This is a genomic window from Rubritepida flocculans DSM 14296 (assembly GCF_000425365.1).
GTDB lineage: Bacteria > Pseudomonadota > Alphaproteobacteria > Acetobacterales > Acetobacteraceae > Roseococcus > Roseococcus flocculans.
The window spans coordinates 71620-84887 of record NZ_AUDH01000001.1 but is presented as its reverse complement, the minus strand read 5'-3'; the positions used below and the strand labels follow the sequence as shown (position 1 = coordinate 84887).

The 13268-nt window shown below is 74.4% G+C and carries 14 protein-coding genes; all 14 read right to left on the bottom strand.

Translation table 11 applies throughout. The features are described from left to right. Window positions 1-81: 81 nt before the first annotated feature. On the bottom strand, window positions 82-1074 hold the full coding sequence (locus tag H596_RS0100425) for a Bug family tripartite tricarboxylate transporter substrate binding protein (RefSeq protein ID WP_027283209.1): 993 nt from the start codon (window positions 1072-1074) through the stop codon (window positions 82-84). After that, window positions 1071-1856, bottom strand: a complete 786-nt coding sequence (locus tag H596_RS0100420) for an enoyl-CoA hydratase/isomerase family protein (protein ID WP_027283208.1) — start codon at window positions 1854-1856, stop codon at window positions 1071-1073. The genes H596_RS0100425 and H596_RS0100420 overlap by 4 nt, the downstream gene beginning before the upstream one ends. Next, entirely contained in the window at window positions 1853-2218 is a 366-nt protein-coding gene (locus H596_RS0100415) for a MaoC family dehydratase (protein WP_027283207.1), read from the bottom strand. Before H596_RS0100415 ends, H596_RS0100420 begins: the two co-directional genes overlap by 4 nt. Window positions 2219-2221: 3 nt before the next feature. Then, on the bottom strand, window positions 2222-2608 hold the full coding sequence (locus H596_RS19400; RefSeq protein WP_051212198.1) for a hypothetical protein: 387 nt from the start codon (window positions 2606-2608) through the stop codon (window positions 2222-2224). Next, window positions 2605-3018: a Zn-ribbon domain-containing OB-fold protein gene (locus H596_RS0100405; protein ID WP_027283206.1), complete on the bottom strand. Its 414-nt coding sequence runs from the start codon at window positions 3016-3018 to the stop codon at window positions 2605-2607. Before H596_RS0100405 ends, H596_RS19400 begins: the two co-directional genes overlap by 4 nt. Window positions 3019-3020: 2 nt before the next feature. After that, window positions 3021-4169 carry a thiolase family protein gene (locus H596_RS0100400; RefSeq protein WP_027283205.1) on the bottom strand — a complete coding sequence of 383 codons (1149 nt, stop codon included), beginning with the start codon at window positions 4167-4169 and terminating at the stop codon, window positions 3021-3023. Continuing rightward, window positions 4166-4990, bottom strand: a complete 825-nt coding sequence (locus H596_RS0100395) for an enoyl-CoA hydratase/isomerase family protein (protein WP_037299445.1) — start codon at window positions 4988-4990, stop codon at window positions 4166-4168. The genes H596_RS0100400 and H596_RS0100395 overlap by 4 nt, the downstream gene beginning before the upstream one ends. Window positions 4991-5113: 123 nt before the next feature. Beyond that, window positions 5114-6265: an acyl-CoA dehydrogenase family protein gene (locus H596_RS0100390; protein ID WP_027283203.1), complete on the bottom strand. Its 1152-nt coding sequence runs from the start codon at window positions 6263-6265 to the stop codon at window positions 5114-5116. After that, window positions 6265-7641: an MmgE/PrpD family protein gene (locus H596_RS19395; protein ID WP_084602460.1), complete on the bottom strand. Its 1377-nt coding sequence runs from the start codon at window positions 7639-7641 to the stop codon at window positions 6265-6267. Before H596_RS19395 ends, H596_RS0100390 begins: the two co-directional genes overlap by 1 nt. Further along, a complete protein-coding gene (locus H596_RS0100380) occupies window positions 7638-9146 on the bottom strand; it encodes an AMP-binding protein (protein ID WP_027283202.1) in 1509 nt (502 codons plus the stop codon). Before H596_RS0100380 ends, H596_RS19395 begins: the two co-directional genes overlap by 4 nt. A gap of 15 nt (window positions 9147-9161) precedes the next feature. Further along, window positions 9162-10334 (bottom strand): acyl-CoA dehydrogenase family protein, encoded by a 1173-nt coding sequence (locus H596_RS0100375; protein WP_027283201.1) that lies wholly within the window; start codon window positions 10332-10334, stop codon window positions 9162-9164. A gap of 3 nt (window positions 10335-10337) precedes the next feature. After that, the gene (locus tag H596_RS0100370; protein WP_027283200.1) at window positions 10338-11486 is read right to left on the bottom strand and encodes a dihydrolipoamide acetyltransferase family protein; all 1149 of its coding nucleotides are present in this window, start codon (window positions 11484-11486) and stop codon (window positions 10338-10340) included. Between the two features lie 8 nt (window positions 11487-11494). Then, complete coding sequence (locus H596_RS0100365; protein ID WP_245583917.1) at window positions 11495-12292, bottom strand: enoyl-CoA hydratase/isomerase family protein; 798 nt, start codon at window positions 12290-12292, stop codon at window positions 11495-11497. Beyond that, window positions 12292-13266 (bottom strand): alpha-ketoacid dehydrogenase subunit beta, encoded by a 975-nt coding sequence (locus H596_RS0100360; protein WP_027283198.1) that lies wholly within the window; start codon window positions 13264-13266, stop codon window positions 12292-12294. The genes H596_RS0100365 and H596_RS0100360 overlap by 1 nt, the downstream gene beginning before the upstream one ends. Window positions 13267-13268 lie beyond the last annotated feature (2 nt).

Genomic DNA, 13268 nt, shown 5'->3' with positions numbered 1-13268 from the left:
GCGCCTGGCGTCTCTTCCTCGGGCGGGACGATAGGGGGAATCCTCCGTCCCCGCCAAGCGGCGAGTCGCGCAGGGGCCCGGTTAAGAGACGTCCATCTGCAGGCCCTCGCGGCGCACCACCGCGCCCCATTTCTCGATCTCGTGGCGCACGAAGGCCGCGAACTCCTCCGGCGTGCCATAGGCGGCGACGCCGCCCATCTCCGCGAAGCGGCGCCGCGTGTCCTCGCGCGTCAGCAGCTCGCGCATCTCGAGGTTGATGGCGGTCAGCGCGGGGCGGGGGATGCCGGCGGGGGCGAAGATGCCGAACCAGGTGCTCACGTCGTAGTCGCGCAGCTCGGGCATCGTCTCGCGCAGGGCGGGAAGATCGGGGAGCTGGGCGCTGCGGTCCGCGCTGGTGACGGCGAGCGCGCGCACGCGCTCGGTGCGGATGTGCTGGATGGCGGTGGTCAGGTTGTCGAACATGAACTGGATGTTGCCCGCCAGCAGGTCGAGCATCGCCCGCGCCGAGCCGCGGTAATGCGCGGGCTGGGCCGATGTCCCGGTGAGCTGGTGGAACCAGGCGGCGGAGAGGTGCGGCGACTGGCCCACCCCGGCCGTGCCGTAGGTCAGCCGCCCCGGATGGGCGCGCAGATGCGCCACGAATTCGGGCACGCTGCGTGCCGGAATGGAGGGGTGGACGACCAGCACGTTCGGCCCGCGGATCATGTTGGAGACGGGCTGCAACTGCTCCGGCCGGTAGGGCAGGTTGCGGAACAGCGAATAGGCGATGGCCTGCGGGCCGATATTGCCCGTCAGCAGCGTGTGGCCATCGGGCGCGGCGCGCACCACGTCCAGTGTGGCGATGGTGCCGCCGCCCCCGCCCTTGTTCTCGACGACGACCGGGGCGCCCCAGCGCGCCTGCAGATGGGCGGCCAGCAGCCGGCCCATGATGTCGGTCGTGCCGCCCGGCGCGGCGGCCACGACCATGCGCATGGGCTGGCTCGGCCGCCATTCCTGCGCCCGCGCGGGGCGTGCGGCGAGGGCGGGCAGCGCCAGCGGCGCGGCGAGGGCGATGCGGCGGGTGATGGCGTTCATGCGTGACCTCCCTGTGTTCCTTCGTCCTGGGGCGATGGGCGCGGCGCGAGGAAGCGGCGCAGCAGGAGCTGGACGCCCGGCGCGGCGTACTGGCGCAGCAGCAGGGCGCGGGCCGCCGCCAGGTCGCGCTCCAGCAGCGCGGCGGCTTCGGGCCGGCCGGCCCGCGCCGCGGCGAGGGCGGGGGCGCGGGCGAGATGGAAGGCGAGGCGCTCCTCCGCGCGCGCGGCGAAGCCCCGGGCGGGCAGGATCTCGGTGACGAGCCCCATGGCCTGCGCCTCGGCCGCCGAGAGCAGCCGTCCGCCCAGGGTCAGCGAATGGACCAGCGCCTCGGGCAGGCGCCGGCGCAGCACCGCAGCCACCACGGCGGGGAAGAGGCCGAGATGGATTTCCGGCCAGCCGAAGGAGATGTCCTCGCTGGCGAGCACGAGGTCGGCCAGCGCCGCCATCGCCGCTCCGGCCCCGAGCGTCCGCCCATGCGCCAGCACCGCGACCGGCACGGCGGAACGCTCCAGCGCGAGCATCAGGGCGGAGAAGGCGAGAAGCTGCCGGCGCAGCGCCGCCTCGTCCGCGGCGAACTCGCGCACATCGGCGCCGCCGCAGAAGCCCCTGGGCCCGCACCCGGCGATCGCGATGAGATCGAGCCCCGCGCGCTGGCCCAGCGCGCCGAGGCGCTCCGCCATCTCCTCCATCATCGCCGCGGTCATCGCATTGACCTTGGCCGGCCGGTCGAGGGTGAGCCGCACGAGGCCCCCCTCCTCGGCGAGGAGGAGATGGCCCGTCATCCCCCCGGCTCCCCGGGCCAGGCGACGCCGCGGATCACCTCCTGCCCCGCCTCGTCGCGGACCCAGACATGGTAGCCGCCCTCGGCGCGCCGCTCGCCGCCGGCGGTCACGCGCGCGCCCTGCGGCACGGGGCGCAGGAAGCGCACCTCCAGCGTCACGGGCGCGGCGACGCCCAGACCCTGGCGCAGCGCCTGCCAGACCAGGCTCAGCGAGAGCATGCCGTGCGCGATGGGCCGGCCGAAGGGCGTTCCGGCGGCGAAGGCCTCGTCCACATGCAGCGGGTTGTGGTCGTCGGTGAGCCCGGCCCAGGCGAGGATGGCCGCGCGGTCCATGGTCATGGAGAGGCTGGGCAGGCGTTCCATCGCTCAGGCGGCCCAGAGCACGGTCATGCGGCTCAGGAAGGCGGGCGCGCCCCCCGCGCCGGTGGTGACGCCCTCGAGCGTCACCCAGCGGCGCTCGCCCTTCCGCTCCTTGCCCGCGCAGGCGATGCGCGTGGTCAGCGTCTCGCCCAGCCGGGGCAGGCGGATGATCTCGAAGCGCTGCGCCCCGTGCACATTGCCCGGCGGCCGCGGCTGCAGAAGGGCGGCGTAGGCGCGCATGAAGACGGGCGCGGTCATGCCCTGGGGCATGGCGTCGGTCGCCGGGTCATGCGGGAAAAGCGCGCTCCAGGCCGCGAAGAGGGGCCGATCGAGGGTGAGGGCGTGGGCGCCGAACTCCTGGCCGGGCTGGAAGGCGTCGAAGGTCAGCGTCATGGGGCGGCCTCCGCATGGGGCAGCGCGATGGCGTCCGGCCCCGCTGGCGGGTCGAAGCGGATGACCACCGGCGCGCCGATGCGCGGCGCGCGGGCCAGATCCCCGCGCAGCCGCACCAGCAGGCGCGGCCCCTCCTGCAGCGTGACGAGGGCGAGCGTGTAGGGAACCTCCTCCCGGAACGCGGCGGAGGGCGGCCGATGCACGGTGGTGTGGCTGGCGATGACGCCGCGGCCGCTGGCCTCCTCCCAGCGCGGCGGCGCGGGGGCGTGGCACCGGCCGCAGAGGGCGCGCGGCGGGAATTGCGCCGCCCCGCAGGCGGTGCAGCGCTGGATGCGCAGCACGCCGCGCGCCGCGCCCTCCCAGAAGGGCCGCGTCTCGGCGTTGGGGCGGGGCAGCGGCGTCTGCGCCATGCTCACGCCCTCCCCAGCACCAGCGCGGCATGGGCGGAGAGGATGCCGCCATCGCCATGCACATAGGCGAGGGCCGCGTCCTTCACCTGGCGCGCCTCGGCCTCGCCGCGAAGCTGGCGCACCGCCTCCACCACATGGAACAGCCCGCCCGCCGCGCCCGGATGGGCGTAGGAGAGAAGGCCCCCATGGGTGTTGCAGGGCAGCCGCCCGCCCAGATCCAGCGCGCCGGCCAGGGCGGCGGGGCCGGCCTCGCCCTTCTCGAAGAAGCCGATCGCCTCCAGCTCCAGCAGCAGGGTGATGGTGAAGCTGTCGTAGATCTCGGCCACATCGATGTCGGCCGGGCGCACGCCCGCCTGGCCGAAGGCCTGCTCGGCGGCCGCCTGGCAGCCGAAGGCGGTGAGCGAGGGCGCAGCGATCAGGTGCTCGTGCGTCGTCTTCTGGCCCGCGCCGAGCAGCCGCACGGGCCGGCGCGTGTCGCGCGCCGCATCGGCCGCGCTGACGATGACGGCCGCGCCGCCATCGGAGATCAGGCAGCAGTCGAGCAGCTTGAGCGGCGCGGCGATCACGCGCGAGCGCAGCACCTCCTCCACCGTGATCGGCGCGCGCATCTGCGCGCCGGGGTGGCGCGCGGCGTGGGTCCGGCAGGCCACGGCCATGGCGGCCAGATGCTCCTCCCTCACGCCGTATTCGTGCATGTAGGCCTGCGCGACGAGCGCGTAGAGCGCGGGAACGGTGACGCCCAGCGGGCGTTCGAACTGCGGGTGGCCGACCTCGGCCAGCGCCGCCACCGCCCTGTCCCGCGAGAGGCCGGAGAGGCGGTTGTCGCCCATCACCACCAGCACATGCCGGCACAGCCCGGCCTCGACCAGCGCCGCCGCCTGCATCACCGCCGCGCAGCCCGTCGCGCCGCCGCACTGGAGGGCGGCGGACCATGCGGGCTGGATGCCGAAGGATTCGCAGAAGACCGAGGCGAGCATCAGATGCGGCTCGGTGAAGGAATAGGCGCAGAGCACGCCGTCCAGCTCGCCCGGCGAGAGCCCCGCATCCCGCAGCGCGCGCAGCGCGGCCTCGCTGTGCAGCCCCATGCAGGAGGAGCCGGGAAGCTCGCCCACCGCGGTCTCTCCGATGCCGGTGATGGCGGCGCGCATCATGCCTCCTCCGCCCCGCCGGCCATGCGGTCCCAGTCGAAGGGCAGCGGCTGCTTGTCCAGGAAGCGCCGCACCGCCTCGCCATGCGCGGCGCTGGTGATGGCGAGCGCCTGGGCATAGGCCTCCAGCTCCGCCAGCGTGCGCTGGTCGAGGTTGTAGGACTGGTTCATCGCCGATTTCGCCATGCCGAGCGCGGCGGTGGAGGCGTGGCGGAAGCGCCCTGCGAACTCCATGGCGCGGGCGAGCAGCGCCTCCTCGGGGTGCAGCTCCAGCACGATGCCGAGGCGCCGGGCCTCCTCCGCCTCCACCGTGCGGCCGGTGAGGGCGAGCTCCTTCGCGCGCTGCAGCCCCACCACGCGCGGCAGCAGCCAGAAGCCGCCGAGATCGGGCACGAGGCCGATGCGCACGAAGACCGCGCAGAAGCGCGCGCGCGGGCTGGCGAGCACGAAATCGGCGCAGAGGGCCAGCATGAAGCCGGCGCCGAAGGCCGGGCCGTCCACCGCCGCGATGACGGGCTTCTCGAGGTTCACGAGTTCGGGGAACCAGAGATGGAGGTCGCGGATGCGCTGGCGCGCCGCCGCCGCGTCCATGCGCGCGGCGGCGAGCGCCGAGAGATCGCCCCCGGCGCAGAAGGCGCCGCCCGCACCGGCGATGACCAGCGCCTTCACCCCGGCGTCGCGACGGACGCGCAGCACCACGTCGGAGATTTCCTCGCGCATCGCGAGATCGAGCGCGTTGCGCTTCTCCGGGCGAGAGAGGGTGAGCAGGCCCACGCCGCGCTCGACGCTCCAGCGGATGGCGGAGTAGCCGCTCACATTCTCCATCCAGAATATCGTTCTCGGACGCAAAGGCAGGCTACCGGCGCGCCCGGCCGGAGTCAAAGCCGGATCGTGCCGGCCGCCGCCGTTTCCGAGGCGCGAGACGGGCGGCATGACATGCCGCCCTGGTCAGTCGCAGGGCAGCCCCATCTGTCGCGCGATGGCGCGGAGCTGGATCTCCCAGCTTCCCACCGTCACGGGCGCGACCAGCGCATCGAGCGCGTAGCGCATGGCCGGCAGCTCCTCCGTCAGCCCCCAGCCGCCGCCGACATGCAGCGCCGTCTGCGTCACCCGCACCACCGCCTGGGTGGCGAGCAGCTTGGCGGTGGAGACGTCGAGGATCACCTCGCCCAGAGGCAGCCCGGAATCCCAGCGCCGCGCGGCGTGATAGGTCAGGTGGCGCACCGCCTCGACATCGGCGTGCGCCTGCGCGAGCTGGAAGGCGATGGACTGGTTCGCGCCGATCGGCCGGCCGAAGGCGGTGCGCGTGCGGGCATACTCCACCGCCCAGCCCAGCGCCGTCTGCATGTGGCCGAGCCAGCGCGCGGCGACCATGATGCGCTCGCGGTTGAAGCCGGCCATGATCTCGCCGAAGCCGGCCTCCATCATCCGCCGCCCGGGCACGCGCACCTCGTCGAGCACGATGCGGTAGGTGGGGGCGGGACGGTTCACCTGCGTCTCGATACGCGTCGCCCTGAGCCCCGCGCTGCGCCGATCCACCGCGAAGAAGCGCATGCCGCGCCGCCCCGCCCCCGGCTCGGTCTGCGCCAGCAGCACGAGCACATCCGCCTCCGCCCCCAGCGTGATGAAGGATTTCATGCCGGAGAGCACCCAGTCCGCCCCGTCGCGGCGCGCATGGGTGCGCAGGTTCTGCACGTCGTTGCCCGCCTCGGGTTCCGTCACCGCGATGGCCAGCAGGCAATCGCCCGCGATGTTCGCCCGCGCGAGGTCGAGCTGCTCGCCCTGGCCGAACTCCGCAAGCAGCCCGCCCGCCACCTCCTGCACCAGCAGCGCCACGGCGAGGTTGGGGTTGGCCTTGGAGGCTTCCTCGAGAAGGATCGCCTCCTCCGTCGCGCCGAGATCGGCCCCGCCCACGGCCGCGGGCAGTGCGACGCCGACGAGGCCCGCGCGCGCCGCGGCCTGGTAGAACTCGCGGGGGAAGAGGCGCTCGCGGTCGGCCTGCTGCCAGCGCGGCGCGATCTCCCGCCGCGCGAAGGCGGCGCAGAGGTCGCGGAAGGCGCGCTCTTCTACGCTGTTGGCCGGCGCGCGCGGCCCGGCCATCAGGCCGCGGCCTTCGCCGCGGGCCGCGGCAGCAGCGCGAAGGCGGCCAGCACATCCTCGATCGCCGCGTCCGGAAGCGCGGCGACGAAGCCCTCCAGACAGTCATAGGCGGCGGCGGGCACACCCTCCTCCGCGCCGATGCGCCGCACCAGCGCGGAGACGCCGGCGCGGTCATAGGCGTAGTCGGCGGGCGTCATCATCTGCCGCTGCGTCAGCTCCTCGCCCTGCTCGAGCCGAACCGCGATGCTGGCGCAGAGGGTGGGCACGCTCTCGTCGGCGATCACCGCGATGCGCTCCATCAGCGCGGCGATGCCGGCGTCGTCGTAGCGCTGCATCAGCGCCATGGTGGGCGTGCCGTGCAGCAGCGCGGCCGCGATGCAGAAGGGGATGGACATCAGCGTGCCCGAGATGGTCGAGAAGGGGCCCTTGCTGTCCATCCCGGCGTAGCCGACCTCGTAGGGGTTCATCCGCACCGAGACGGCGGCGATGCGCCGGCCCGCTATGCGCTCGCGCAGCGCCAGCGCGGCCGTCACCGGCGTCTGGTTGAAGGCGCAGACGGGGAAGGGCTTGAAGGCCACGCGCAGCGTCGCCCACTCCGCGCCGAGCCGGCCGAGCAGCGCCGGGACATCCGCCGGGCAGCGGGCGAAGGCCGGCACGAAGCCCGCCGGCCCCTCGAAGGCGTGCGGCGCGGCGACGGCGCCCTGCCGCGCCAGCTCCGCCGCCGCGAGCCCGTTCGCCGCGGCCACGCCCACCTGGTAGCGCCACTCGTCCGTGCCATCCACGAAGGATTGCAGGATGCCGCCCGCCAGATGCGCGGCGGTGGAGAGGGCGGCGGCGGTGCGCTCCTCGTCGAGGGCGAGGGCGCGCGCCGCGGCGGCCGCCGCCGCGATGGTCCCGAAGAGCGGGCTGGCGCGGAAGCCGCCGGGCGTGGTGCGGCCGGCATAGGCGCGCTCGAACAGCCCGCCCGCCTCGTAGCCGGCGACCAGGGCGGGCAGCAGCCGCTCCATCGGCAGTCGCCGCGTCTCGAAGAGCCCGGTGAGCAGCGGGATCATCACCGCGCCCAGATGCGCCGCGCCGCAACTGTCCTCCTGCGCGCGGCCATGCGCCAGCGCGCCATTGGCGAGCGCGGCGCCCGCCACGCCGACGCGCCGCCCATCGCCCCAGAGCGTCGCGCCCCCCTCGCGCTCGCCCTCCATGGCCAGCGCGGCCGCCCGCGCCACGGGCGCGTAGGGCGTGGCGTGGCCGCCCAGCGCGATGCCGTAGCCGTTCAGCAGGCAGCAGCGCGCCTTTTCCTCCACCTCGGGCGGGATGTTCCCGGACCCGAGCCCGGAGAGGAAGCGCGCGAGCCCGCGCGCGAGGGGAAGCGCCTCCGTCATGGCTTGTCTCCTGCCGCCAGCTCCTCGCGCAGCACGCGCTTGAGCACCTTGCCCGAAGGGTTGCGCGGCAGCGCCTCGCGCAGCACCAGCCCCTTCGGGATCTTGAAGCCTGCGAGCCGCCCGCGGCAATGCGCCTGCAGCGTCTCGAGGTCGAGCGTCGCGCCCGCGCGCGGCACCACCACCGCGACGGGCCGTTCGCCCCAGCGCGCATCGGGCACGCCCACCACCGCGCATTCCGCCACCTGCGGCAGGGTGTAGAGCACGCGCTCCACCTCCGAGCTCGCGATGTTCTCGCCGCCGGAGATGATCATGTCCTTGCGCCGGTCGGTGAGGAACAGGAAGCCCTCGGCGTCGAGGTAGCCGACATCGCCGGTGCGGAACCAGCCGCCCGGGTGGAAGCTCGCCGCCGTCTTGGCGGGTTCCTTCCAGTAGCCGCGGAACAGCTTGGGCCCGCGCAGGCAGATTTCTCCCTCCTGCCCGGGCGGCAGAGGCCGGCCCGCGTCGTCGCAGATCGCGATCTCCACATGCGGGGTGGGGCGGCCGGTGGAGCCGATCTTCTCGATCTCGCGCCCCGCCTCCATCAGCGTGTCGCCCGAACAGCTCTCGGTCAGCCCATAGGCGTCTATGTAGCGGCCCGCCGGGAAGAGCGAGGCGAAGTCGCGGATGCGGCCCTCCGGCGTCTTCTCGCCGCCGCCGATGCACCATTCGAGCGAGGCGAGGTCGAGGCCTTCGGGATTGCCGTGCTCCAGCATGCGCGAGAGCATGACGGGCGCGAGCCAGGCCCCGGTCAGCCTTTCCCGCGCGATGGCGCGCAGCGCCTCCCGCGCGTCGAACTCGCGCAGGATGCAGAGCGTGCCGCCCATCCACAGCACGCCGAGACCGGGCAGGTCGAAGGCGCCGACGTGATAGAGGGGCCCGACGACGAGCAGCCTCTCCCGCCGGCCGAGGCCGAGCGCCACCGCGTGCTCCATGCACTTCCAGTAGAAGTTGCCGTAGCTGTGCATGACGCCCTTCGGCCGGTCCGTGGTGCCGGAGGTGTACATGAGCCGGAACAGGTCTCCCTCCTGCCGCGGCGCGGGGGCGGGGATGGGCGTGCCCTCGGCCACGAGGCGCGAGGAGTCCGACTGCGCCGCCTCGTCCAGCAGCAGCAGCCCCGGCAGCCCCTCCACGACGCCGCGCAGCTCCTCGTCGGCGAAGAGCAGCCTGGCCTCCGCATTGTCGAGGATCCAGGCCACCTCCTCGCGCGCCAGGCGGAAGTTGATGGGCAGGAAGACGGCGCCGATCCGGCTGACGGCGATGGCGAGGTCCACGAAGGCCGCGGAGTTCTTCATGAAGGCGGCCACCACCTGGCCCTCGCGCACGCCGCGGGCGGCGAGAAGCCCCGAGAGCGCCTCGGTGCGGGCCTGCAGCCCGGCCCAGGTCACGCGCTGGTCGCGGAACAGCAGCGCCTCCTCGCGCGGCCGCTGCCGGGCGTGGAAGGCGACGAAGGCGGAGAGATTCAGCATGCTCCCTCCCGACGCTCAGTAGCCGCGCGGCATGCCGAGATCGTGCTGCGCGATGAAGTTGAGGACCATCTCCTCCGAGACGGGGGCGAAGCGGAACAGCCGCGCGTCGCGCCACAGCCGCTCCGCGTCGAACTCCTTGGCGTAGCCCATGCCGCCCATGGTCTGCATGGCGCGCTCGGTGGCCTGGGCGGCGGCCTGCGCGGCGAGCAGCTTCGCCTGGTTCGCCGCCGAGCCGTAGGGCAGCCCGCGGTCGCACAGCGCGGCGGCCTTGTGGTTGAGCAGCGCGGCCGCCTCGTTCAGCGCATGCGCCTGGGCGAGCGGGAACTGCAGCCCCTGATAGGCGCCGATGGGCCTGTCGCCGAACACCTTGCGGGTGGCGGCGTAGTCCACCGCGAGGCGGAGGGCGAGGCGCACGGTGCCGACCAGCCCCGCGGTGGTGACGATGCGCTCGGTGTTGAGAACCTCGAGCAGCGCCGGCCAGCCCCGCCCCACCTCGCCCACCACGTCGGCGGCCTCGAGCCGCACCTCGTCGAAGAAGACGGAGGAGGAGGGAAGCGTGTGCGTGCCGAGCTTCTCGATGGGCGCATGGCTCACGCCGGGCCGGTCGGGCTCGATCAGGAAGAGGGTGATGCCCTCCGTCTTGCGCCGCACCTCCTCGATGCGGGCGGTGCGCGCGACGACCAGCATGCGCGTCGCCTGCGGCACGGCGGTGATCCAGACCTTGCGGCCATTGAGCCGCCAGCCATCCCCCTCGGCGCGGGCGAAGCTGCGCAGTTCGAGGCTGTTGGTGCCGGCGTCGGGCTCGGTCAGCGCCATGCAGAAGGTCGCCTCGCCCCGGATCAGCCCGGGCAGAAGATCGCGCTTCTGCGCGGCCGTGCCGAAGCGGGCGAGGCTCACTCCGCCGAAGATCGGGTTCAGCATGAACATCTGCGCGAGGGTCGCCCCCGCGCCGCCGGCGGCGAGCTGCTCGATGGCGAGCGCCATCTCCAGCATGCCGAGGCCCGCCCCGCCGTATTCCTCGGGCAGCGCGACGCCGCAGAGCCCGGCCTCGCAGATCGCGGCCCAGGCCTCGGCCGGATAGGCCTTGCGCGCATCCAGATCGCGCCAGTAGGCGGGGCCGAAGCGTTCGCCGATCCGGCGCGCGGTCTCCACCACCATGCGCTGCTCGTCGCTGAGCGAGAAATCCATGGATCAGCCCCCCGCCGCGGGCGCGCGCAGCAGCGCCAGCGGCTGTTCCAGAATCGCCGCCACCCGGCCGAGGAAGCGCGCGGCGGCCGCGCCGTCCAGCACGCGATGGTCCGCGGCGAGCACCAGCGTCGCCTCGCGCCGCAGCACGGGCGCGCCCTGCGCATCGGGGCGGAACACCGCCTCCACCGCGCCCACGCCGAGGATCATGGACTGGCCGGGATTGACGATGGGCACGAGGAAGCGCGCCCCGTGCATCCCGACATTGGAGAGGGTGAGGCTCGCCGGCGCCATGTCCTCATGCGTCAGCGCCCCGGCGCGGGCGCGCGCCACCAGCGCATCGGCGCGCGCGGCCAGCTCCTCGAGCGGCAGCGCCCCGGCGTCGCGCAGCACCGGGGCGAAGAGGCCCTGCGGCGTGTCCACCGCGAGGCCCACATGCGCCCCCGGCAGGGGCAGCCAGGCCTCCTCCGCCCAGACCCGGTTGAGCTCGGGCGCCTGCGCGAGGGCGCGGCCGCAGGCGGCGAGCAGCGCGTGGGTGAGGGTGAGGCGCGGCGCGCCGGGCAGCGCGTTCCACTCCTCGCGCAGCGCCAGCAGCCGCGTGAGGTCGGCCCCGGCGCCGACGTAGAAATGCGGGATCTCGCGCTTGGCCTGGGAGAGGCGGCGCGCCGCGGTGGCGCGGATGCGGTCGAGCGGCAGGGCGGCGGCCGGCGGCGCCGGCGCGGCGGGTGCGACGGCCTGCGGCAGATCGGCCGCCTTGATCCGCCCGCGCGGCCCGCTGCCGCGCAGCCCTGCGAGATCGAGCCCGCGTTCCCGCGCCAGCCGCCGCGCGAGGGGCGTGGCGAGGATGCGCGGCGGCGCGGGCGCGGCCGGGGCGGGCTGTTCCGGCGCGGCGGGCGCCTCGCGCGGGGCCGCGGCGGCCTCGCCGGTCCATCGCGCCACCGGCGCGCCCACCGGCACGGTCGCGCCCGCCGGTGCGAGGAGGTCGAGAATCTCGCCTTCGCCCGGGGCCTCGATCTCGGTGGCGATCTTCTCCGTCTCGACGACGAAGAGCACATCGCCCGCGCGCACCCGCATGCCCGGCGCGACCTTCCATTCCGCGAGCAGCCCCTCGGTCATGGTCAGGCCCAGCTTGGGCATGAGGATCTCGCCCGCCATGGCGCGCCTCAGCGGCCCGCGAAGCGGGCCGGGCGCTTCTCGGCGAAGGCGCGGCAGCCCTCATGGGCGTCGGCGCTGTCGAGCACGAGGCCGATCATCGCGTGCTCGTGCGCCAGCGCCTGGGGCAGCGGCATCTGCGCCCCCTCGCGCAGCGTGCGCTTGAGCAGCTTCAGCACCAGCGGCGATTTCCCCGCCAGCCGCTCGGCCAGGGCCAGCGCCTCGCGCACCACATCGCCGCGCGGCACGACGCGGTTGGCGAGGCCGAGCGCGAGCGCCTGCTCCGCGCCGATCTGCTCGCCCAGGAACATCAGCTCCCGCGCGCGGCAGGGCGCGATCTCCCGGATCAGGCGCTGGCTTCCGCCCGCGCCCGGGAACAGGCCGAGATTGATCTCGGGCAGGCCGAGCCGCGCCGTCTCGGCGAGGATGCGCAGATCGGTGCAGAGCAGCAGCTCCGTCCCTCCGCCCAGCGCGAAGCCGTTCACCGCGGCGATGGTGGGCTTGTCGCAGCGCTCCACGCGGTTGAACACGCGGTGCAGCGCCTCGCCGAGTTCGAGGTAGTGCGCGAGGCCCTGGCGGCTGTCGAGGTCGCGGATGTCGCCGCCCGCGACGAAGGCCCTCTCCCCCGCGCCGGTGATGACGATGACGCGCAGGGCGGGATCGGCCTCGGCGGCCTCGAAGGCGCGCTCGAAGGCCGCGAGGGTCGCGCCGTCGAGCGCGTTCAGCGCCGCGGGGCGATTGATGGTGAGCAGCGCCACCGCGCCATGCGTCTCGGAGAGGACGAGGTCGTCGGACATGCGCTTCTCCATCAGGCGAGGGTGCGGCGCACCGCCGCGGCGATGCGCGCCGCATCGGGCCGCCAGGCGGCCTCCAGCGGGTGGGCGAAGGGCACCGGGGTGAAGGGCGCGCCGACGCGCAGGATCGGCGCGTCCAGCTCGTCGAAGCCGATATCGGCCATGCGCGCGGCGATCTCGGCGCCGACGCCGAAGGCCTCCACCGCCTCATGCGCGATGACGAGGCGATGCGTGCGCGAGAGGCTCTCCAGCACCGCCGCCTCGTCCCAGGGCTGGAGGCTGCGCAGGTCCAGCACCTCCGCCTCGACGCCCTCGCGCGCCAGCTCCTCCGCCGCGGCGAGGGACCAGTGAAGGGCGGCGCCGTAGCAGAGGATGGTGGCGTCGCGCCCCGGCCGCGCGAGGCGGGCGCGGCCGATGGGCGTCCATTCCGGCGGGTCGGCCAGCTCGCCCTTCATGGCGTAGAGGCCCTTGTGTTCCACCACGATGACGGGATCGGGATCGGCGATGGCGCTGCGCAGAAGCCCGTAGGCGTCGGCCGGCGTGGCGGGGCAGACCACCTTCAGCCCCGGCACATGGCAGAGCCAGGCCTCCAGGCATTGCGAGTGCTGCGGCCCGGCCGAGAGGCCGCCGCCATGCGGGGTGCGCAGCACCATGGGCACGCCGCGCTGCCCGCCGAACATGAAGCGCGCCTTGGCCGCCTGGTTCACCAGCGCGTCCATGGCGAGGGTGATGAAGTCCATGAACATGATCTCGGCCACGGGCCGCAGCCCGGTCAGCGCCGCGCCCACCGCCGCGCCGGCCAGCGCCGCCTCGGCGATCGGCGTGTCGCGCACGCGCTCGGGGCCGAAGCGTTCCTGCAGGCCGCGGGTCGCGCCGAAGGGGCCGCCCGCCTGCCCGATGTCCTCGCCGAGCAGGATCACCGAGGGGTCGGCCTCCATCGCGTCGGCCAGGGCGCGGGTGATGGCCTGCAGGGTGCGCAGTTCCGGCATGG

What these genes read in the sequence shown, in the direction of transcription:
- H596_RS19395 (WP_084602460.1), bottom strand. Translation starts at nt 7,641, where the DNA reads ATGACGGAGGCGCTTCCCCTCGCGCGCGGGCTCGCGCGCTTCCTCTCC.
- H596_RS0100400 (WP_027283205.1), bottom strand. Translation starts at nt 4,169, where the DNA reads ATGATGCGCGCCGCCATCACCGGCATCGGAGAGACCGCGGTGGGCGAG.
- H596_RS0100405 (WP_027283206.1), bottom strand. Translation starts at nt 3,018, where the DNA reads ATGGCGCAGACGCCGCTGCCCCGCCCCAACGCCGAGACGCGGCCCTTC.
- H596_RS19400 (WP_051212198.1), bottom strand. Translation starts at nt 2,608, where the DNA reads ATGACGCTGACCTTCGACGCCTTCCAGCCCGGCCAGGAGTTCGGCGCC.
- H596_RS0100380 (WP_027283202.1), bottom strand. Translation starts at nt 9,146, where the DNA reads ATGCTGAATCTCTCCGCCTTCGTCGCCTTCCACGCCCGGCAGCGGCCG.
- H596_RS0100365 (WP_245583917.1), bottom strand. Translation starts at nt 12,292, where the DNA reads ATGGAGAAGCGCATGTCCGACGACCTCGTCCTCTCCGAGACGCATGGC.
- H596_RS0100390 (WP_027283203.1), bottom strand. Translation starts at nt 6,265, where the DNA reads ATGGCCGGGCCGCGCGCGCCGGCCAACAGCGTAGAAGAGCGCGCCTTC.
- H596_RS0100360 (WP_027283198.1), bottom strand. Translation starts at nt 13,266, where the DNA reads ATGCCGGAACTGCGCACCCTGCAGGCCATCACCCGCGCCCTGGCCGAC.
- H596_RS0100415 (WP_027283207.1), bottom strand. Translation starts at nt 2,218, where the DNA reads ATGGAACGCCTGCCCAGCCTCTCCATGACCATGGACCGCGCGGCCATC.
- H596_RS0100375 (WP_027283201.1), bottom strand. Translation starts at nt 10,334, where the DNA reads ATGGATTTCTCGCTCAGCGACGAGCAGCGCATGGTGGTGGAGACCGCG.
- H596_RS0100420 (WP_027283208.1), bottom strand. Translation starts at nt 1,856, where the DNA reads ATGACGGGCCATCTCCTCCTCGCCGAGGAGGGGGGCCTCGTGCGGCTC.
- H596_RS0100425 (WP_027283209.1), bottom strand. Translation starts at nt 1,074, where the DNA reads ATGAACGCCATCACCCGCCGCATCGCCCTCGCCGCGCCGCTGGCGCTG.
- H596_RS0100395 (WP_037299445.1), bottom strand. Translation starts at nt 4,990, where the DNA reads ATGGAGAATGTGAGCGGCTACTCCGCCATCCGCTGGAGCGTCGAGCGC.
- H596_RS0100370 (WP_027283200.1), bottom strand. Translation starts at nt 11,486, where the DNA reads ATGGCGGGCGAGATCCTCATGCCCAAGCTGGGCCTGACCATGACCGAG.